Below are 23,257 nucleotides of genomic sequence, written 5' to 3' on the forward strand. Positions count from 1 at the left end.
ATAAGGTTTACTATTTCCCCCTCAATATAGCTTTACAGGGATATTTTACATAAAACAAAACCAGCATCAAGTCGATGCTGGTTTTCATTATTTCAACGGTTTTATACTGATCGCAAATCCTCCACCCGGAGCCACTTTTATTTTCAGCTTAGACCCTGAGTTGATGGTCTGTTTAGAAATTTCATAGCTTTTAGGGTTATGATTCCAGCTTGCGTTTTTTCCATCCCTGTAAATAACCGCTTCAAATTTTTCTCCTTTTGGTAAAAATGATACATCCACGGTAGCCTCTCTTGGGTTTTCGTCGGTAATACTCCCTACAAACCATTCATTCTTATTTCTGGCTTTTCTCGCTATCGTAATATAATCTCCGGGTTCCGCCTCAAGAATATACGAAGCATCCCAATCTACCGCAACATCTTTGATAAACTGGAAGGCATCCGGATATTTTTTATAGTTATGAATTAAATCTGCAGCCATTTGAAGCGGACTGTACATCGTGATATACAATGCCAACTGCTTGGTTAATGTAGTACTTAATTGAGCTTTATTGCTTCCATATGTAGACAAATCTCCTTCAAATATACCCGGCGTATAATCCATAGGACCACCTATCAGGCGGGTAAAAGGTAAGATCGTTGTATGATCGGGACGGTTTCCGTTAAATGATTCGAATTCTGTTCCCCGTGCAGACTCCTGAGCAATCCAGTTGGGAAAAGTTCTATGGAGCCCGGTTGATCTTACCGCTTCGTGCGAATTGACCATAATATGATATTGGGCAGCCGTTTCTGTCACATATTTATAGTGGTTCACCATCCATTGGCTGTCGTGGTGTTCACTTCGGGGGATCATAGGGCCTACATAGCCTGTCTTTACGGCATCGTATCCATTATCTTTCATAAACTGGAAGCTTTCTTTAAGCTGACGTTCATAATCAACGACTGACGATGTTGTTTCGTGATGCATGATGATTTTCACCTTTTTGCTTTTGGCATAATCATGAAGTTCTTTAACATTAAAATCCGGATATGCTTTTGTAAAACTGTAAATACGTTCTTTCCTGTACGCCTGATTATCTTCCCATCCTTCATTCCAGCCCTCTACAAGAACAGCATCGAATCCGTTCTCTGCAGCAAAATCAATATATTCCTTAACGTGTTTTGTATTGGCTCCATGTCTGCCATTGGGCTTCAGGGTTCTGTAATCGGTCTCTCCGATCCTGATATCCTGATTGTCAGAATAGGCCCACGTAGAACCGCCTCCTGTAAAATATTCCCACCAGACTCCAATATATTTCATCGGCTTGATCCAGGAAGTATCCTCTATTCTGCTGGGCTCATTAAGATTCACAATAAGATTGGAAGATAGAATTTTCTTGGCATCACTGCTGATAATCATCGTACGCCAGGGACTTACAGAACCTGTCTGGATAAAGCCTTTATCTCCGTTTTTATCGGGTGTTAAAGCAGAAGATAAAATAAAATTATTCTCATCAACATTCAAAGTCATAGCCGCGAAATTCACCAAAGCCGCCTCATGAATATTGATATACAGCCCATCCTGCGATTTCAGCATCAGCGGAGTCTGCACCGCCAGATCCTTACTTGGAGCTTTTGCGGCTAATGATTCTTTTCGAACGTCATCAATTAATTTGGAAATTTCCGACAGTTTAGAAGTCGTTACCGGAAACTCGTTTGTATCGTAATCTGCGGGAATCCAAAAGGCTTTATAATCTTTCCCTAAATTGAAACTGGTCAATTCATTATTTATGGTAAAATGCCTCAGCTCAGGCTGAACCGGAAATTCATACCGGAAACCCAAACCATCGTCGAAAAGCCTGAACCTGATATCAAGTTTCCATCCCGTTTTATTCTGAACTAAATGGACCAGCATTTCATTGTAATGATTCACGACTTCCTTGTTGGGTCCCCAAACCGGTTTCCAGCTTTCATTAAAAGAAGACTGCTCTACAGCCTCTACCTTAAATTCTGAAAAGTAAGACATGAAGGGTTTTAAAATAAATCCCAGCTTACTGTCCTTTAACACCTGCTTATCTTTGTAGTGCAGGGAATAGAAGGGAATGCCTTCTCCTTCCACTTTAAAGTTCAGTTTCAATTGCCCGTCAGGAGATGAAAAAGACTGCCCGCTAGTGATTACTACAAACAGGACACTTACACAAAAGCATAGTAATTTTTTATTCATACGGTTTTACTGTTAAAAAAAACTCTGTCCATCATTCTCTCAGATGGAGAAGTGACGGACAGAGTCTGATATACTTATTTTAGAATTATCTTCCGAAATCGTCCTGTACTCTTACAATATCGTCTTCGTCAGAGGGATGGGAAGCATCGGTATGCTGCCAGATTTCAGCGACTACACCCCAACCGTCAAGTCCTATCAGCCTGTGTCTTTCACCCTGCTGAAGTTTGATCTGATCTGTCGGATGGTATTCTTTCAACTCGCCTTCTTCATCGGTATTGCTTGTTTTGATCCCAACTGTACCTTCCACTACCTGCCAGATTTCAGCTCTGCGGTGGTGGTATTGCCAGCTTAGACGGGCATTTGGAGCCACCAAAAGAATTTTAGGGCTCAGTTTTCCGCCTATTTTCAGACTTTCTACATCGATTCCGTCAAAATACTGATTGGCAAAATCCTGAGCCTGATTTTCATCGATCACGAAAAAGCCACCCCATGGTCTTGTATCATCTTTTGCCGCAATAGTGAAACCCTGGGTTTCCAGCATTTTTGTTACTTTCTCAAATATTTCTGTTTTCTCTGCATTCATAATGTATTCCTGTTCTAAAATTATTTTCAAATATAAAGTTTGTTGATCATTATTCCTTCGACATGGAGTATGGAAAATCCTTTTCCTGCGAGCCTCTTTCCTTGTTTGGCTTGCTGTCCATCTGGAATTCCAGTACGGCTCCATTCATCAGTTCTTTGTGACTGAGCCAGTTTTTTGAATAAGACCGAAGATTTACGTTTAACGATTTAACATATAGATTTTCAGCACTGTTGGTCGGTGCTTTTATTTCAATTTTTTTACCATTTTCCAGATGAATCACTGCTTCTTTGAAAAGCGGCGCTCCCAAAACATACTGATCTGTGGCTGGTGTTACCGGATAAAATCCTAAGGCTGAAAATACATACCATGCGGAAGTCTGGCCGTTATCTTCATCGCCGCAATACCCGTCCGGTGTTGCATAATAAAGCTTATCCATCACCTGTCTTGTCCAATACTGCGTTTTGTACGGTGCTCCGGCATAGTTGTATAAATAAATCATATGCTGAATCGGTTGGTTTCCGTGGGCATATTGCCCCATATTCATGATCTGCATTTCGCGGATTTCGTGGATAACACTTCCATAATAACTGTCATCAAAAACCGGTGGAAGGGAGAATACCTCATCCAGTTTGGCTTCGAATTTCTTTTTGCCACCCATTAATTTAGATAAACCGTCAATATCCTGGAAAACCGACCAGGTATAATGCCAGCTGTTTCCTTCTGTAAAGGCATCGCCCCATTTAAACGGATTGAATGGCGACTGGAATTTTCCGTCTTTGTTTTTCCCACGCATCAATCCGGTTTCCGGATCAAATACGTTTTTATAGTTGTCTGCTCTTTTTTTATAAATATCAATTTCCGATGCGGGTTTTCCCAATGCTTTTCCTAACTGATAAATGGCGAAATCATCATACGCATATTCCAGCGTTCTGGCAGCATTTTCATTGATCTTTACATCGTAAGGAACGTAGCCTAAAGTATTATAATATTCTACTCCTCTACGGCCGACAGCGTCAATCGGACCTTCGTTATTGGCTCCATGTTTTACAGCCTGCCAAAGGGTTTCCACATCATATCCGCGAAGTCCTTTGATGTAGGCATCTGCTACTACCGAAGCTGAATTATTTCCGATCATAATGTCAGAATATCCCGGACTGCTCCACTCCGGAAGAAATCCTCCTTCCTTGAATGTATTGGCCAATCCTTCCTGCATTTCTACATTGATGCTTGGATAGACCAGATTCAGGAAAGGATACAAAGCTCTGAAAGTATCCCAAAAACCTGTTCCTGCAAACATTTTTCCATCGAGAATTTTTCCGTTGTAAGGGCTCCAGTGTTTTACTTTGTTGTCTGCATCTATTTCGTATAATTTCTGAGGGAAAAACAATGTTCTGTACAGAGAGGAATAAAATGTTCTCATCTGCTGATCTGTTCCGCCTTTCACCTCTATTCTGCCTAAGGTTTTATTCCAGATATTTTTAGCATCTGCTTTTACCTGTTCAAAATTTCTGCCTGCGATTTCTCTTTTCAGATTGAGTTCTGCCTGCTCGAAGCTGATGAACGAAGAAGCTGTTCTTGCATAAACGCTTTCTTTATTTTTTAGTTTAAATCCAACAATTGCTCCGGCGTGATCGCTTGTAATTTCCAACTGGTTTTTCACAAAAACGCTGTCTTTCCAGGTCGTCGTTAAATCAAAATCTTTATCAAACTGGATGACAAAATAGTTCTTGAAATTATTATATTTTCCTCTGGAGTACTTTGTGGTGTAGCCCAGAATTTTTCGTTCTTTAGGAAGAATTTTAATATAGGATCCTTTGTTTAAAGCATCAATCACTACATATGCGCTGTCTGTTTTGGGGAAGTCAAATTTAAAGAAAGCAGCTCTTTCCGTTGGGGTAAGCTCTGTCGTTACATTGATATCAGCCAGATAAACACTGTAACTGTAAGGTTTTGCATTCTCGGCTTTATGGCTGAACCAGCTTGCCCGTTCTTCCTCCTTAAATTTTAGTTTACCGACTCCCGGCATGATGGCGAAAGCACCATAATCATTCATCCATGGAGATGGCTGGTGGGTCTGCTTAAATCCTTTGATCCTGTCTGCATCGTAGGTATATGCCCATCCGTCACCCATTTTTCCGGTCTGAGGCGTCCATAGGTTCATTCCCCATGGAAGTCCTATGGCGGGATAGGTATTCCCGTTGGACAGCGATGGCTTGGATTGGGTTCCCATTAAAGGGTTGACATAATCCGCAGGCGATATTCCCTGGCCCAGCGCAAAGATATTGAGTACAATAAAAAAAGTTGAAAATAAAGACTTCATGATATCGTTTTGTTAATTTATCTGTTGCTTTTCTTCAAAGCATAACCTGCAGCACCCAGAATGGCCGCATCTTCAAAAATAGCGGAAATTTTAATAGGAAGCTTGATTTTATGCGCTTCCAGATGCTGATTTAACCTCTTCTTAAAATAAGGATAGACTTTTGCAATATTCCCGCCTATGACCAGAACTTCAGGATTGTAGTTTCTGACATACTGTATAATGAAGTCTGCAAAAGAATCTGCATAGTCATCAAAGATTTTCTTCTGGATGTCTTCCGGCTGATCCAAAAGGTCTTTCGTTCCTGATATTTCCCCGCCGGTTAAAGCTTTATAATGATTCACGAACCAACGTGTGGCAAGATAATCTTCACAGATAGAATCTTTGAAAGGTGAATCCCACAAATCTTCATCTGAGGCTACTTCTCCATCATAAAAAGCTGTTCCCAAGCCTGTTCCCAGAGTAACTCCAAAAACCTTACTGTAATCCCGTACGCAGCCTCCGAAAACCTCTCCTTCAAGAAAAGCTCCGGCATCATTCACAAAATAAATCTGATCGGATGAAATAGCAAGCCTTTCAATCAGTTCCTGTTTAATATTGACCTGATACATATCGATAAATTTCCCCTGCTGCATCAGCGAGATCCCGTTTTCATAATCAAAAGGACCGGGCATCGCTATACCGATGAGAAGCTCACTTTTAACCAAATCATGGGTTACTTTTTCAATGGCTGAGATCCAGGCAGAAAAAATAGTTTCCTTCGCCCCAAAAGAATACACATGTTCTCTCACATATGTAGAACTGATGATTTCACGCTTTTCCGGATCCACCTGCGCCATGGTAATATGCGAACCGCCAATGTCTATTCCTACTATATTTTGCATTATTCTATGATATTTTTTTAGATGTTAGATTTCAGACATCAGATGACCTTTCTAAGATCTAAACTATAATTTTTTCTATTAAAACAGACAGACAAGAAAGCCGGTTGGCTCCCTGTCTGCCCATCATAAAATCCCCTAATTTATTTTTACTTTTTATACGCCTAATGAGGATTACTTTTTTATTCTACAATCACTTTTCCGGAAGATGGTGTCTTGCCGTTTTTTGACTGTACGGTATAGATATAAGTTCCCGCAGATAAATTCTGACTGCTGATCACCATATCATTTTTGTCTATTTTTTTGCTGACTATTAATTTTCCTGCCATATCATATAACGTGATTTCACTGGCAGATTTGTCTTTGATGGTAAAATGAATGTCATTTCCTTTTTTAACCGGGTTTGGATACACATAACCCACCTGATTTTTTTCCGAAGAAATATCCTGTGTTGACAGCGCAGTACACGCTACATCTGTTCTCCAGTTGGTATTGGTCATATTGGTCAGCGTTGCAAAGTGCGTGTTTGCTGTAGCATCCAAAGCTCCGTTTCCGCTGCCTTCATTCATTCTCCAGTTCGCTTCAAGATTCGGTGAGTTGGCCGGAACACTGCAGTTGTTGGCAAGAAGTTCCGCTGGGGTTAATGCTCTTTTCCACACTCTGAATTCGTCTAAGAATCCGTTAAGGGTTCTTCCGTTCTCATAATTTCTGGCCAGATAAAGAATACCGTTTGCCGTGAAATTACCTGTTGCAGCAACACTCGCATCCAGAACACCATTGATATAAATTTTCATTGCCGAACCATCATAAGTCGCCGCGATATGATACCATGTATTGGTGTTAAATGTGCTTACAGAATTCAGCTTTATCTGAGAAGTTCCAAAGCTTAATATGAACTGCAATTTATTACTAGCCAAATTTCCATCTCCAAACCTCAGCATTGCAGAATTACTGTCCCCTACTTCAATACCCATTACGGATGAGATATACGGAAAATTGGGTTTGAATGCATTTACTTTCACCCATCCTTCGAAGGTCACAGCATTCCCGCTAAGGTTAAACTGTCCTGCATTCAGATAATTTGTACTTCCATTGAACGAAAGTGATCTGGCACCAGGACTCTGTACAGGAGCAAATCCACTGTTAAATGTAGATTCTCCGGAATATGTGCTGGTCGTTGTTCCTCCACATACAGCCTGTACTTTCCATACGTAGCTTGTATTTTCCGTTAAAGCCGGCAGTGTGTAAGAATTAGTAGCAACATTAGGAACATCAGTCCAGGTCGTGGCTGCAGATGTTTTATACTGTAAATTGTAAGAAGTAGCAGTTCCTACGGCATCCCAGGATAATTTAGTCGTAGTTCCAAGGTAGCTTTCGGACTTCATGCCTGAAGGCGTTCCGCATGTGCTTCCTGAATTAAAACGGGGAGCAAACAAATAAGTACTTTTTATAGTTGCCGAACAGTTCGACTGTATTCTCCAGTCATAGTCAGTATTCAGAGTAAGGTTGTTGATGATGGTATTGTTCCCGGACAAATTGGTCGCCACATTTACCCAAGTGGTTGAACTGGCTGGTTTGTAATCAATATTGTAAGTCTGGGAAGCATTACCCGTCCAGTTTAATTTCGCTGAAGTTCCTGTGGTATTCGTTACTTCAAGTCCTAAAGGCGGATCGCAGGCATCACCTTGAGTCCAGGAATACAACTGACCGCTAAGCAAAGTATTTTCGCCGTACAGAATATTAGATCCGGTACTCAGGTAGCTGGCATTGTTGGCTGCATTAAGATCATACCACATAAATACTCCGTACCCATCATTTATGGTATTGGTAGCAAGCGTCGTAAGTGTTGCAGGAGACGTTGACTGAGGATTACTGTTCTGAATCCATGTAGCCGCAGCGGAAAGTTTGGAATTGGTAAGTGGCGGTACTGAAGGAGCGCTATACGTCCCGTAATACGGATTCCAGGCATAATTGATATAATTTCCGGCTGCATCGCCATTGTAACTCTGTCTTGATATCGCCGGGCCAATATAATAAAAAGTGATCAGCTTATCAGGCATCGCTAATTTAAGTTCCTGCAGAAGCATCACAAAAGAACTGTTGTTCGGTTGTCCTGTTCCGTTATTTCCATAGCCTGCATATTCATCATCCAGATCTACCCCATCTAAACCGTAAGTGTAGACCGTGTGAGCAATCTGTTGTGCAAAATCACGGGCCGCTTCACGATTCGGGAAATTGGAAATACCCGCTCCCTGATGGTTTCCTAAGATATCCAATAACACTTTAATTCCTTTTTGCTGTAGAGGTCTTACGTAAGTATTGACGTCATTCAATACTTTGGTTACATTGTTATTATTGGAAATATAAGCTCTGCTTTTCGAAACGTCATAGTTGATGTTGGCTGCAAAAATAATGGCAACGTCAAAAAGTTGTCTGTTCGTGTTCTGTAACGTATAAGATCCTGCATTCAGCATATTGCTGTTATTCACTTCCACATAGCATACACCCAAAGGATTGAGCTGCTGTGCATGAAGTCCGGATGCCGCTTGAATGACCAGGGCGATCAGGGCGGTAAGAATGGATTTTTTTTTCATAGTCTATAAGTTTTAATGGCTGATAAAATCATCGGGCCGAAGCCCAATGACTGTTTTTTATTTTATAATTAATTTTTCTGTCTGTTTCAAGCTACTATCCTGAGATTCGAACTGAATGATATAATTCCCCATCGAAAGCTTCGACAAATCATACGCGTGATCTCCGGCTTGTAGTATTTTAGTTTCCACAACACCTCCATTAAAATTATAAACCGATAATTTTCCTCTATTGTATTCTTCAGGAACAGAAACTGTAAGCGGTGACGATGCACTCACAGGATTTGGGTATAATCTGATCTGTTTTTTAGCTGATGTTAGTTCTGAACTTGTTGTTTTCTGATTTTTAGCATTTACCGAAGCCTTCTGACTTCCTGCCTGACATGGAATATCTGTTGCCCAGTTAGAGGCATCCACACCTGTCAGCGTTAATGCCAATCCGTTTCCCGAAGTATCCTGAACTGATGAACCGCTCCCTTCATTAAATTTCCAATACGCAGCAAGAGAGGAAGCCGGAAGCGTTACATTACACATATTCTGACTGATCTCCGTCTGAGTTAATGCTCTTTTCCAAACTCTGACCTCATCTACTTTACCATTGAAATTCCTGGATGTATTGTATAAATATCCCACATTGAAAGCTCCATTGGAAGCAATATTTCCGGTTTGGGATTTGGTAGCGTCAAGAACGCCATTGATATAAATCTTCATAGCAGAACCGTCATACGTTGCAGCAACGTGATACCAGGTGTTGGCATTTAATGCTGTAACTGACGCCAGTTTTTGCTGAACATTATTGATACTTACCACAAACTGAAGCTTGTTGTTGGCAAGACTGGCATCTCCAAGTCTTAAAAATGCTGAATTACTGTCGCTTACCTCTGTTCCCATTACAGAAGAAATGTAAGGAGCAGCTGATTTAAAAGACGACGGTTTGATCCAGCCTTCAAAAGATAATGCTGAACCGTTTAAATTCATACTTCCTGCTGAGCCGGATTCACTGGTACCATCCAATAAAAGTGAAGTTGATCCTGACGGAATTGTCCCACCTACACTTTTGAATCTCGGAGCGAAAATATAGGTACTTTTCACGCTGCAGTTCGTTCTGATTCTCCAGTCATACTCTGAATTGGCTGTCAATCCGGATATGGTGACAGAAGTAGCAGAAATCGCCGTTGCCGCGTTTGTCCATGTCGTAGCTGTAGCTAATTTATAATCTACATCATAGGTATTGGTTCCTACTGCTGACCAGTTCAGTTTTGCACCTGTTCCGGTAAGGTTGCTGGTGAATAATCCGATTGGGGCATCACAATTGGCTCCAGCCGTCCATGACTGCAAAGGAGTGCTTAAAACCGTCTGCTGTCCGTATAAAGTTTGTGTTCCTGCGGAAAGCTGTGCTGTTTCATTGGTTCCGTGAAGGTCATACCAAAGGAAAAGTCCGTATCCACCGGTTTTGGTTTGGCTGGCTAAGCTTGTTGTTGTAGAATTGGAAGTATTTCCCATCCATACGGCTGCAGGAGAAATCTGTGCTTTCGTAAGAGGGGGAACATTAGGCGCAGAAAAAGTTCCATATGAGGCATTCCAGCTGTAATTGATAAAATCTCCCACTCTTAATCCGTTCCAGGAAAGTTTTGAGGCTGCGGGACCATAATAATAGAATGAAATGATTTTATCCGGAAGCAATGCTCTCAATTCCTGAACCAGCATCACAAAAGAGCTGTCATTGGGCTGGCCTGTTCCGTTTTGTCCGTAATCTGAGTATTCATCATCAAAATCGATTCCATCCAGACCATAAGTGTTTACCGTATGGGCAAGCTGCTGTGCAAAATCACGCGCTGCTTCACGGGTTGGAAAATTACAGAACCCTGCTCCCTGATGATTTCCTAGAATCGTTAAAACCACTTTCATCCCTTTATCCTGAAGCGGTTTTATATACGTACTGGCATTGGTGAGCACTTTGGTTACATTGTTATTATTGCTCAGGTAGGCTCTTCCGCGGGCAGCATCATAATTAATATTGGCAGCAAAAATATTGACGACATTAAACAGATAATTCCCTGAAGTCTGCAGCTTATAGGCTCCGGCATTCAGGATATTATTGTTATTCACCTCCACATAGCATATTCCCGTAGGATTAAGCTGCTGTGCATGAAGCACAGGCATTGCATGGATGATCATGAGGATCAAAGTAGTAATGGCTTTTTTCATAATGTTTTTTTTAAGTTATTTTGATGTATTTATATCTATTCATTCTCTTCCAAAAAGAAGAAAAATGATCAGTTAATGCCTGAGAATTTCATAAGGTTTTCCCTCAATGAATTCTTTGTAAAACACTGCAACTAAAAAAACGGGAATAAAGGGCATGCTGCCGCCTTCTGCAAATATCGAGTCTAAGTCAGTAAATCTTGATTCTCGTTAAAGGTTTTCCATAACAGTTCTCCGAATAATGTATTGGCCCATGCAAACCATTCTCTGGTGAACTTTTTATCATTGTCTTTATGGAAGGACTCATGCATAAAGCCTGTTCCTCCATGGGTTTTCTGTAAAGTATCTATACACCATTTGATTTCCTTTCTGTCTTTCGTAGTAAGGGCTTTCATAATGATGCTCATTGGCCAGATCATATCAAGACCGATGTGTGGTCCACCGATTCCTTCTGCCAGTTTTCCTTTGAAAAAGAAAGGATTGTCTTCTGACCAAACGTAATTTCTGGTATTTATATAAACCGGATCATCAGCTTTTACCGCACCCAGATAAGGAAGGCCTAAAAGGCTTGGACAGTTGGCATCATCCATTAGATTATAACTCCCGAATCCATTGGTTTCGAAAGCATAAATCTTTCCATACTGAGGGTGATTGTAGATTCCGTATTTCTTAATAGCGGCGTCTACCTCATCAGCCAGACTGTTCAGCTGCTGAGCCAGCGCTTTGTCATTTTTGATCTGCGAAACCATTTCTGCTGCCTGACGTAAACTCACAACTGCAAATAAATTGGAAGGAATAAGGAAAGCATAGATCGTAGCATCATCACTCGGACGGAACATAGAATTGATCAGTCCTACAGGTTTTGTCGGATAACCGTAACCTCCCATCGGAATTCCGTCTGTAGCCCAGGCTGTCGTACGCTCGAACTGATAAGGGCCTAAACCGGTTTTTCTCTGCTGTTCTATGAAAGTCTGTAAGGTCAGTTTAATTCCCTGCAGCCAATTGTTATCAAAAGGTGTCGTATCTCCGGTAGTTTTCCAGAAGTGGTAAGCCAGACGAATCGGATAGCACAGTGAATCGATCTCCCATTTTCTTTCGTGGGTTCCGGGTTTCATATCCGTATGATCGTATTCTTTCCACTTGCTTATTTTATTGTTATCGTTATAAAAAGCATTCGCATAAGGATCTTTCAGGATAAATTCGGTTTGTTTGTGAATCACTCCGGAGATGAGTTTGTGAAGTTTTTCATCCTTCTTTGAGAACTGCAGGTATGGGAAAACCTGTGCAGAACTGTCCCGAAGCCACATAGCATCAATATCTCCCGTAATCACATAAGTGTCCGGAGTTCCATTAATTTCTTTATAAAAAACGGTGGTATCTAAAGTATTGGGAAAGCAGTTTTCAAAAAGCCACGACAGCTCTTTATTCTTCACTTTCTTTTTAAAAGCCTCAATTGCACTTTCTACCGCTTCACTTGTAAAATGTCTTTTATCTTTCGGAACGCGGACTACAGGGAAATTTTCTACGCTCAACGTTTTTGCGAAAACATTTTGAGTAAACATCAATCCTGCTCCTGCCAGTGCACTTGTCTTTATAAATTTTCTCCTTTCCATTATACTTTTATATTTCGTTATTTTTTTGATCTATTTTACAGGCTTGCTTCCCATCACAAATTTCAGTTCGCCCCCATTCATAATATCGCTGTGATTGATTTCCCAGCTTTTGAATTCTTTTCCGTTCAGGAACATTTTCTGAACATAAATATTTTTATCCGAGATCTTCTCTGCAATGACTGTGAAGGTTTTTCCATTCTCCAGTTTTAAGGCTACTTTCGGAAATTGTGGTGCACCAATGGCGTATACAGGTTTTCCGGGAGTCACCGGATAGAATCCTAATGAAGAGAAAATATACCATGCAGACATCTGACCGCAGTCTTCATTATTGACAATACCGTCCGGTTTTGCTGCGTACATATTATCGCGGATGAATTTGATCATTTTCTGAGTTTTGTAAGGAGCTCCTGCGTAGTTGTACAGGTAAGGAACATGATGTCCCGGTTCGTCACCGAATCCCAGAGAACCGATGAATCCTGAAATATCTACATGCTGCTCACCGATCATTTTAAGTTCTTCGGTAAAGGTTTTATCCAGTTTTTCTTCAAATCCTTTTTTTCCTCCGTATAAATTCATCATTTCATCGATCTGATGAGGAACGAAGAAATCGTAAGCCCAAATATTTCCGGATACCCAGTGCGGCTGAAGTTTTTTCCAGTCGTTGAGCGTAAAATCAGGAAGGAATTCTCCGTTTTTCTGTCTTGGCCAGAAATGTTTATTTTCTTTGTTGAAGGTGTTAAGGAAGCTCATAGAACGTTTCTTATACACTTCCGCTTCGTCTTTTTTACCTAATTTTTCAGCAAGCTGCTGAATGCACCAGTCGTCGTACGCATATTCCAGCGTTGCAGAAACTGAAGCTCCGTTTTCTGATGGGGTGTAGCCTAATTTAATATAATCATTAAGGCCTCCTCCGCCATCGCTGCTGCTCATTTTGTCTGTTAAAGAAGCATCTTTCATCGCGGCAAATGCTTTCTCCTCATCAATTCCCGGCACCCCTTTGGAAATCGCGTCCCAAATTACCGACACACTGTGGTAACCGAGCATACAGAAGTTATCGTATCCACACAATTCCCAGATCGGCATGTGGTCTTTACGGTCTGTGTATCTGCTGATCAGAGAGTTGGCGAATTCTTTTGTATGTTTCTGATCCATAATGGTCAGCAAAGGGTGAGTTGCTCTGAAACCATCCCAGTAGGAATATGTACTGTAGTTCGTAAACCATTTGGTATTCATGTTTTCCTGAGCGGCGACATAATCTCCATTGGTATCCATATACAGATTAGGCGCAATGAATGTATGATACACTCCGGTATAGAAGATTTTTCTCTGGTCATCCGTACCACCCGTCACCTGGAATCTGTTGATAAGATCTCTCCAGGTATTCTGAGCTTTTTCTTTAGCCTGTGCAAAATTTACATTCTTAGCTTCTGCATCAAAGTTTTCCTGAGCACCTTCCGTACTTACGGGAGATAGAGAAACTTTTACTTCAATGCTTTCATTCTCTTCAGTTGAAAATCTCACGAAAGCTTTGGCATCTTTGGCAAGAGCAATTTTTTCGTTCTCTTTTAATTTTCCTTCAGCATAAGTTCCATAGGATTTAAACGGTTTTGAAAATTCCATTACGAAATAAGCAAAACGTTTTCCGCCCCAGCCGTTGCTGTAGCAGTATCCTTTGATTTTATTATTTCCTTCTATGCTTACCAGTGTATGGTAAATATTCCCGAAGATTTTATTGGTAGGATCAATGATGACATTAGATTCCTCACTTTTTGGGAACGTATATTTATGGAAACCTACTCTCGGAGAAGCGGTCAGCTCGGCTTTAATTCCATAGCTGTCCAACATTACGGAATAATATCCCGGTGAAGCGATTTCTCTTTCGTGGCTGAATGTAGAACGGTAGCCACTTTCCGGTTGGTCTTCCGAACCCGGAAGCATCTTTATTTTCCCGACGGTTGGCATTACTAAAATATCTCCAAGATCTGCCCAGCCTGTTCCGCTAAGATGATTATGACTGAATCCCATAATGGTTTTACTGCTGTAATGATACCCTGAACACCAGTCCCAGTCGCCACTTTTGGTATTCTGATCCGGGCTGAGCTGGATCATTCCAAAAGGTGTAGTTGCTCCGGGAAAGGTATGGCCGTGCCCTCCTGTTCCTATGAAAGGATCTACCCATGAAAGGACATCATCTTTCCGCTGCTGGGCATTTCCAACATGAGAAAACAGGATCATTGATAAAAATATAAGCAGTTCTTTTTTCATAATCATAATAGGGAAATCTTAAAAATTTCTCAAGATAGGAGTTTATTTAACAATATAAAAACCGAAACAATGATTTCAACGAGCAGGAAAATAAAGTTGACCGGCATATTCTTTATATTTTGAATCAGCTTACAGCGAATTCTTTTTCATAAAATCAATAATTTCAGAAATATATCCAAACGCAATGGCCACAACAGTATCCGCTGCTCCATAATATACGGTTACCTTATCTCCTTCCGAAAGGGCAGCACATGGGAACACCACATTGGGAATATCTCCTGTAAGTTCATACAGTTCTGCCGGAGCCAGTAAATAAGGTTTCGTTCTGTACAGTACTTTCGACGGATCTTCAAGGTCTAGCAGCGATGCTCCCATAGAATAACGGAACCCTCTGCAGGTATTGATTACTCCATGATAGAAAAGCAGCCATCCTTCATCCGTTTTAATAGGAACAGGTCCTGCTCCTATCTTTGTACACTGCCACGCACTGTCTTCAAAAGGTGCTACTTTCATCACACAACGGTGCTCGCCCCAGTATTTCATATCCGGGCTGTAGCTGATGTAGATATCTCCGAAAGGCGTATGTCCGTTATCACTAGGTCTGCTCAGCATAGCATATTTACCGTCTATTTTTTCAGGGAAAAGAACTCCGTTTCTGTTGAAAGGAAGAAATGCATTTTCGCACTGAAAGAATTCTTTAAAATCAAAAGTATAGGCTATTCCGATCGTTGGGCCATGATATCCGTTACACCATGTGATCCAGTAGCGGTCTTCTATAAAGGCAACACGGGGGTCGTATTTATAGTCAGATTCTATCATTTCAGTATTTCCGGCTTTCATATCAATAGGGTCATGATTGATCTCCCAATTGATCCCATCCTTACTGAAACCTGCAAAAATATTCATCTGCACGGCTTTATTATCGCAACGGAAAACTCCCGCGAACCCATCTTCAAAAGGAACCACCGCACTGTTAAAAATGCTGTTGGACGTAGGGATTGCATATCTGTTGATAATCGGATTTGCAGAGTAACGCCACATGATATCCCGGCTGTCTTCCGGACGATCCTGCCAAGGGATCTTTGCTGGTTGAAATGTCATAAAGTATTTTTACTTTTATTTGTATGTTTAATGAATGATTTAATGTTCTTTCGGCTGATCAGGATAAGAGAAAGGAACAAGTAATGTCACGACAAAAGCCGGTATGGTAGCAATCAGAACCCAGATAAAAAACATCTTGTATCCTATCCAGTCACTGATCATTCCGCTGAACATTCCGGGAATCATTACCCCAAGATTCATAATCCCGGTTGCAAAAGCATAATGAGCGGTTTTATGTTCACCCGGCGCGATCTGCTGCATGATGTAAAGCATCAGCCCTACAAAACCGAATCCGTAACCAAAATATTCCACTACGACGGCAATTCCAACCGGAAGCAGTTCTGTCGGCTGGAAATAGGCCAGTAATGCATAGACTACAAATGGAATATTAAAGGCCGAACACAGCCATATCAGCGATCTTTTCAGTCCTCTGGCAGCAATGAAATAACCGGCCAGTACAGATCCTAAAATAAATGCCGCTGAACCGTAGGTCCCATAAATAAGTCCAATCTCTGAAGTAGACAATCCCAGCCCACCTGAAGTTCTAGGAGCTTTGAAAAATAAAGGGGCAATTTTGATCGCAAATCCTTCCGCAAAACGGTAGAGGATAATGAAGAGGACGGCCCACATGATGTTTTTCTTTTTGAAGAAAGAGATGATCACTTCCAGCAGCTCTTTACGAATGTTTCCTGCTTTTCTGGTTTCTTTTTCCTGTTTATTTTCTTTCGGTAAAACAGCATAATGGTAAATAGCCAACACCAAAAACAGAAAGCCATAAATACCCATGATGATCATCCAGGCATTGACAACTCCTTTTGTTTTTTCTAAAACGCCGGCAAAATAAACCAGAACTCCGCTGCTTATGATTTTGGCAAGATTGTAAAAAGCTCCCTGCCAGCCAATGTATTTAGCCTGTTCTTTGTTCGTTAAAAAATTGATGTAGGTTCCGTCTGCAGCAATGTCATGCGTGGCACCACAAAATGCGACCACCGCAAAAAGGGCAATGCTGTATTTAAAAAAATCCGGCAAAGGCAGCGTTAATGCAACCAAAGCAAACAGAATTCCTATAGCAAACTGAGTGGCAACAACAAAGAACTTTTTAGTCTTATAGATCTCCAGAAAAGGGCTCCAGAGAGGTTTTAAGGTCCATGAAAACATAATAAGTGCCGTCCAGAATGTAATTTTGGAATCTGAAACACCCATATCCTTATACATAATTCCGGAAACCGCATTAATGGTCACAAAGGGTATTCCCATTGCAAAATATAATGTGGAGATCCAGAAGATCGGCTTTACTGAGCGAATTTCAGACTTATTATTTCCCATATTCAAATTAAAATAGTAAAGAAAAGAGGACCTCTCAAAAGTGGCATTCCGGATTGAAACGAAACTAAAATTGAAGAATTCTGAAACAAACGTTTTAAGAAATTTCTCCTCCCGGAATGAAAAAAACCAAATTAAATCTAACTTTTGAGATGGCCTCTCTATCTTTATTTTTGATCTGCTTAAAATTATTACTTTTTATCCCACCACAGTTTGGTGCCTCCGTTGTCAGGACCGCCTAATTGCTGAACTGCCTGTGCGTAATTAAAAGTTGAATTTTTGGTATCATTGGTGAACGGAACTCTTCTGATCATCTGATCTGTATTGATTAATCCGCCACTATCATTTTTTCTCACTTTGAATAAAACCGGATAACCTGTTCTTCTCTGTTCAGCCCATGCTTCAGGACCGTCCGGATAAAGAGCCAGCCATTTTTGAGTGATGATTCTTTCCAGTTTCTTTTCGTTAGAATCGCTACTCTTCCATGCAATTGTAATCGTGCTTAATTGTGGATCTCCGGCCAGTACATTATTATCTGTATTTTTAGGATCAATATAAGGAGCTTCTGTAGAAACACCATCCGCAAGGTAAGTAGCTACATCGGAACTTTTACCCCATTCCCCAAAAGACTGGCTGACACCCGCCTGATAATTGGCCTGTATATCACCTGCCCCCGAATAACCTCTCAAGGCTGCTTCAGCTTTTAGAAACCAGGTTTCAGCAGCCGTAAACAATTTGAACTTTCCGTTTACACCGGAAAAATAATCTCCGCTGGCTGCTCTTGCTGCAGGTTGAGAATAACCGCCATAAGTAGGTTGTCCATTTATTAAATTAATCCCTTGACGTATTCCTATGTATTGTCCTTTAACCGCATTATCAGTTGCCGGGTTGGCATACGCAGGAAGTCTTGGGTCCTTGAAGCCATTCATATAAGCCATGATGGGTGCTCCTATAGAACAGTCACCCCACGAATAGATAATAAAACTTAATTCGTGCTGCCCAACGCTTATCAATGCATTGTCTGAATTATCAGATATCAATCCTGCGGATGAGGCCAGCGCTTCTTCAGCATATTGTTTTGATTTTGCGGGATCAGCATAGCTCATACGCAACGCAAATCTCAGTTTAAGAGAGTTGGCCAATTTTGCCCATTTTGCTATATCTCCACCATAAATCAAGTCTGATTTTTTCACAACACTTTTATCTTCTACATTCTGCGTCGCTGAAGTATTTTGTACTTTTTGCAAATCAGCAATGGCAGCGGTAAGATCATGAATGAAATTGTTGTAGGCGTCCTGCTGAGAATCGAAATCTGTAATGCCGTTTGCATTAGGGGTGTCATACTTGCTGTACACCACCGGTCCGTGACGATCTGAAACTCTTGCTGCCATAAGAATTTTCAATACTTTTTTCATCGCAAAAGTGGCTGTGAAATCTATCCCGGCATAGTATGATTTTGCTGCACCATCAATGACAATAGAATTATTAAAGACATCCCGCTGTCTTGCGATGATTCTGTTGTTCCAGCCATCCATCATTAAATAGGTAAGATTATTGGTCCCCCCATTAAACTGTGATGCTGTACTGAACATTCCACTATACATATCTGCATTGAGGTTGGTGGCTAACTGATAATCTGCCTGAAAACCTCTTTGTATGGCTTTCATAGGTTCTGTAATAGCTGTAAAATCTGCATAAAAATTTTCCGGCCCTCCTACTTTTTGCTGATTAAACTCTTCAAAGTCTCCGATACAGCTGGAGGCAGAAAAAAGCACGGCTACTCCAAGTATATAAGTTTTAAAATTAATTATTTTCATTTCAGTATTGTATATTTAGAAGTTAGCTTTTAATGATAATCCGATAGATCTGGTAATTGGTATCCCAAAAGAATCCACTCCTACACCACCAGGTGTGTTTCCTGAAACCTGCTCAGGATCAAACGGTGCTTTTTTATAAAAGAAAAATAGATTGGTACCCACTATACTTACGGTTGCATTTTTCAGGTAAGCGGAGTTGATATCAAAAGTATAGGCTATAGACGCCTGACGCAGTCTTACTGTGGTTGCACTGTAGATATAGGCTTCATCAATTCCGGCTCCTTCCTGGTTGGCTCCTACAGTTTTATAATAAGCTTTAGCATCGGTCAACCCGGTGTATGCAGCTCCTGCATTCGGAGTTCCCGGTGCATATACCGCGTTCGGGATGGCTACTCCGCCTGCATCTCTGGCAGAAGCACTGTTCTGGCTTACCCCAAGCAGATCATTTGCTTTTTCTGTAAGAGAAAGAACTTTGCCTCCGAATTTCCCATCAACCAGGAAAGAAATTCCCAATTTTCCAATATTAAAAGTGTTGCCAAACCCTAACATAAATTTAGGATTCGGGTTACCTAAATACCCAAGGTTTTTATCTGCCATAGGTTTTCCATCAGCATCAACTAAAATTCTCCCCTGGTCATCTCTCAGGAATTTGATCCCATAGATGTCTCCGAAAGAGCCACCCAATTTAAGTTTCGTATAAGCGCCACCCCCGGTAAGTGCAAGAAGCTGACTTTCCGGAACGTTTATACTGGATGGAAATAATTCTACAATTTTATTTTTGTTGGTAGACCCATTTAAATTAGCCGTCCAGCCGAATTTTTCTGAATCAAATATTTTATAGGACAGAGAAGATTCAAAACCAGTATTTTGTATTTTTCCGGCATTTACATAATAGGAACCGGATGGTAAACCTCCTAAGTTAGAAGAAATATCAAGCGCCAAAAGCTGGTTGGAAGCATTTGAATTGTAATACGTGATGTCAAAACTTAAACGGTTTTTGAACAATCTTAATTCAGTTCCGGCTTCAAACGTTTTATTGAGTTCCGGCTTTACAAATAATTCCTTGAAAGCAGGATCTGTCACAAGTGAGTATTTAGGTTTTACAATCTGACCGGCATCTACGTTATATCCGTAAACAGTATCATATAGGTTAGTTGCCGTTGTTAGATTGGCAGGCAATCCTAATCCTACGGTAGCGTACGATCCTCTTATTTTCCAAAAATTAATGGTTTCAGGCAGTTTGAAGATGGAGGATAATACCGCATTCACCCCTACAGATTCATAATCGTACCCGTTAGTTCCTGTTAAAGCCAATGTAGAATCCCAATCATTTCTAAAGGTCATATCTACATACACCATATTTTTATAGCCTAATGATGCACTTGCAAAAACCGACTGTATTTGTTTTTTGGTACTGTAACTTATATTATGAAATCCATCTCCTACACCCCTATCTACATTCCACTGCAGATTACTGAGGGTAAACAAATTCGGAATCGCCAAATATGCATTATCAATTTCTGTTACTGTATTTCTTGAGGTATTGATACTTCCCCCAACTGTAAAGTCTAATGAAAAGTCTTCGCTCAGTTTTGGACTACCTATTAATAAAACATCACCATAAGTAGAAGAGTTTTCGTATTTGTTCTGAAGAAGTCTTCCATTAATTCCGTTACTCGTAATGAGATTTGGATCTGAATAGGTTGCGACCCCTCTCTGGCTGTCGGTAATGTTCCAGCTATAGTTTCCTCTTACCCTTGCAGATAACCAAGGATTGATCTGATAGGCCAGGGATACAGCGGTATATGTGTTTTTGTTATTAACAGTAACTCTATTTCTGTTTAATATCCAATACGGGTTTTGTGTTGCAGGATTTCCGTTGAATTTTCCGTCCGGTCCTACAGCCCACCAGTTTTGACCAGGTAATAATCTTGATTTGTCTATATAAGAATAGTTGCTGTTATTATATTGGTCAAAATCTACTCCTCTTGGCAGCCAATATAAACTCACTAAAGGCGAAAAAGAAATACCGGGAGTCTGTCTGTTGATGCTGTTTTGTAAAGAGCCAATAAAATTAGCATCCAACGTTAACTTATCATTCAGATACTTACTGGAATTTCTGAAAGAAACATTGTATTGATCGAAATAAGAAGAAGGAATAATCCCTTTATTAGTGGTATTTCCTATTGAGAAATAATTCGTAGATTTTTCAGTTCCTGACTGGAAAGAAAGGCTGTTCACCCATGTCGTTCCATTTTGCAGGAAATCTTTCAGGTGGTCCTTAGAAGCACCTTTTGCACCCCAGCTTTCATTGGAAACACCAGGAGCTTGACCGGAAACTGCAGGATCGTAAGAAAGATAGCTATGCTGCAGCTTGGGAAGACTATAGGCCTGATCTACCGTCAGACTCGTATTGTAAGTTATAGAACTTCTCCCTAATTTTCCTTTTTTAGTGGTAATCAGTATAACCCCGTTACCTCCCATAGAGCCATAAAGAGCGGAGGCAGAAGCCCCTTTTAAGAAGTTCATGCTTTCAATGTCATCCGGATTGATGGAGCTTAAAACGTCTCCTGCATCAGGCATTGTAGAATACTGGCTGGCTTCCGCGGACTTTCCAACCCCGTTAATAATAGGTATTCCGTCTATCACATAAAGCGGCTGGCTGTTGTTGGCAGACTTATTTCCTCTCATTAAAACCCTCACCGAACTTCCTACACCATTGGTTCTATTGATCTGTACGTTGGAAACTTTTCCACTGATAGAGTTTAAAAAATTGGGCGTTTTCACTTCCGTCAGTTCATCTCCACCTATTTGCTGGCTGGAGTACGTAAGGGAGCGAGCCTGCCTTTTAATCCCCAAAGAGGTCACCACCACCTCTTCTATTTTAGTTGTATTAGCAGTATCTGCCTTTTTAGTTTCCTGTGCGTAAGCAGACAAAGAAAAAACTAATAAAACCGGTATAACAGTTTTTCTCATAAGGTTAGTTTTATTAAGATTTATTTGAGAATCAACGACATCCCTTTAAATATTGGTAACGGTATAAAACATTATTTATCTTCTTTTTTCCGCAACATTCTGTTCTATACTCCTCAAATAATTAAAGTTTTGATAAGATTTAATTCATATTAGCAAATCTAAATTTTGTTAACAGCTGGATATAATGTTATTTTATCATAAAACGATATTATTTATTCAGGTCTTTTTCACGCATCTCATTTATCCTCTGATTTGCAGTAAAATAGGCCATTTTCCAACTTATTACTTTTCAGCCTTTGATATGACATTTTTTTAACACTTTTTGATTAAAATGCATCTGATATTCATAAAAAAATCCGGATAAAACGATCCGGATTGTGAGTATATAAACAATGTATTTCCTTAATTTAAAAAGGGTTACTCTATTTTCTTCACGCCTTTAAAAAGCTCTTTAAACTCAGTAGGCGTAGTTTTCTTAATAGATTTAAAAACTTTATTGAAATTGGCAATATTATTAAAGCCGGCTTCAAAAGCAGTCTCAAAAACGGTCAGATTCTTCTCCATAAGCCACCTTGCAGCATAGCTGATTCTGATTTCGTTAAGATAATTCACAAAAGTCTTACCCGTTCTTTTTTTGATGAATCTGTTAAAAGTAACACTGCTCATATTAATCAGAGAAGCTGCATCGTGAAGTGTAATCTTACTTTCAAAATTCTTATGCACAAAATCGTGTACAATCTTCATTTTATCATTATCTGCAAAGGTTTCCGATTCGATGCTGTACGAGGATAAAAGCGTTTTATCTTCGGCAATGGCCAGTTCATTCAGAATTTTCATGATCTCAATGAATGACTCAAAACTGTTCATTTTGGATAAATTGAAAAAGGAGTCTTTAAGCTTTTCTGCCGTTTCCTGAGAAAACAAAATGCCCCGGATGGAGTCCTTCATCAGGTTGCTGATGGGTTTCAGAATATTTTTATCCATCATCGACTGGTTAAAAAAATCCTGATTGAACTGCACCGTGATCTCATGGGTTTTCCGGTTTTTGCACTTATGGTTGGCCCAGCAGTGCGGAAGATTCGGACCTACCAACACCAGTTCGATGTCACCGATCTCTCCTGTGTGATCCCCGATCATCCGGCGGTATCCTTTTCCTTTGCTGATAAAATTGATCTCAATTTCCGGGTGATAATGATAGGGGAAATCGAAAGATGCCTTTATCCGGTCAAACACAAGAAAACTGTCCTCGGGAGATAATGGCGTTATTTCTCTCAAAATATTTTCTAGCTTACTCATCTAATCTTTGAAGAAATTAAAGTTATAATTCAATACAGTACGTTTTTACAAAATTGATAAAAAACCAATCAACTAATATATAATTTTTAT

At 40.3% G+C, this 23,257-nt stretch carries 13 protein-coding genes; all 13 read right to left on the minus strand.

Annotated features, from left to right (window positions below):
- Positions 1-87: 87 nt before the first annotated feature.
- Positions 88-2,199, minus strand: coding sequence for a glycoside hydrolase family 97 protein (locus IW22_RS03045; RefSeq protein WP_034724064.1), 2,112 nt, complete (start codon positions 2,197-2,199; stop codon positions 88-90).
- Positions 2,200-2,284: 85 nt separating this feature from the next.
- The gene (locus tag IW22_RS03050) at positions 2,285-2,812 is read right to left on the minus strand and encodes a phosphoheptose isomerase (protein WP_228383985.1); all 528 of its coding nucleotides are present in this window, start codon (positions 2,810-2,812) and stop codon (positions 2,285-2,287) included.
- A gap of 19 nt (positions 2,813-2,831) precedes the next feature.
- Positions 2,832-5,102, minus strand: a complete 2,271-nt coding sequence (locus tag IW22_RS03055; protein WP_034724066.1) for a GH92 family glycosyl hydrolase — start codon at positions 5,100-5,102, stop codon at positions 2,832-2,834.
- Positions 5,103-5,119: 17 nt separating this feature from the next.
- Entirely contained in the window at positions 5,120-5,983 is an 864-nt protein-coding gene (locus IW22_RS03060) for an ROK family protein (protein ID WP_034724067.1), read from the minus strand.
- A gap of 179 nt (positions 5,984-6,162) precedes the next feature.
- A complete protein-coding gene (locus IW22_RS23940; protein WP_081873877.1) occupies positions 6,163-8,574 on the minus strand; it encodes an endo-beta-N-acetylglucosaminidase H in 2,412 nt (803 codons plus the stop codon).
- A 57-nt stretch (positions 8,575-8,631) separates the two neighbouring features.
- The gene (locus IW22_RS23945) at positions 8,632-10,779 is read right to left on the minus strand and encodes an endo-beta-N-acetylglucosaminidase H (RefSeq protein WP_117616556.1); all 2,148 of its coding nucleotides are present in this window, start codon (positions 10,777-10,779) and stop codon (positions 8,632-8,634) included.
- 182 nt (positions 10,780-10,961) lie between these two features.
- A complete protein-coding gene (locus tag IW22_RS03075; RefSeq protein WP_034724068.1) occupies positions 10,962-12,389 on the minus strand; it encodes a glycoside hydrolase family 125 protein in 1,428 nt (475 codons plus the stop codon).
- Positions 12,390-12,419: 30 nt separating this feature from the next.
- The gene (locus tag IW22_RS03080; protein ID WP_034724689.1) at positions 12,420-14,654 is read right to left on the minus strand and encodes a GH92 family glycosyl hydrolase; all 2,235 of its coding nucleotides are present in this window, start codon (positions 14,652-14,654) and stop codon (positions 12,420-12,422) included.
- A 129-nt stretch (positions 14,655-14,783) separates the two neighbouring features.
- Positions 14,784-15,755, minus strand: a complete 972-nt coding sequence (locus tag IW22_RS03085; RefSeq protein ID WP_034724069.1) for a glycoside hydrolase family 130 protein — start codon at positions 15,753-15,755, stop codon at positions 14,784-14,786.
- Between the two features lie 39 nt (positions 15,756-15,794).
- Positions 15,795-17,081, minus strand: a complete 1,287-nt coding sequence (locus IW22_RS03090; protein WP_034724070.1) for an MFS transporter — start codon at positions 17,079-17,081, stop codon at positions 15,795-15,797.
- A 188-nt stretch (positions 17,082-17,269) separates the two neighbouring features.
- Complete coding sequence (locus IW22_RS03095; protein ID WP_034724072.1) at positions 17,270-18,895, minus strand: SusD/RagB family nutrient-binding outer membrane lipoprotein; 1,626 nt, start codon at positions 18,893-18,895, stop codon at positions 17,270-17,272.
- A gap of 15 nt (positions 18,896-18,910) precedes the next feature.
- Positions 18,911-21,871, minus strand: coding sequence for a SusC/RagA family TonB-linked outer membrane protein (locus tag IW22_RS03100; RefSeq protein WP_081873879.1), 2,961 nt, complete (start codon positions 21,869-21,871; stop codon positions 18,911-18,913).
- Between the two features lie 417 nt (positions 21,872-22,288).
- Positions 22,289-23,167 carry an AraC family transcriptional regulator gene (locus tag IW22_RS03105; protein ID WP_034724073.1) on the minus strand — a complete coding sequence of 293 codons (879 nt, stop codon included), beginning with the start codon at positions 23,165-23,167 and terminating at the stop codon, positions 22,289-22,291.
- Positions 23,168-23,257: the final 90 nt, after the last annotated feature.

Source organism: Chryseobacterium sp. JM1 (assembly GCF_000737715.1).
Classification (GTDB): domain Bacteria; phylum Bacteroidota; class Bacteroidia; order Flavobacteriales; family Weeksellaceae; genus Chryseobacterium.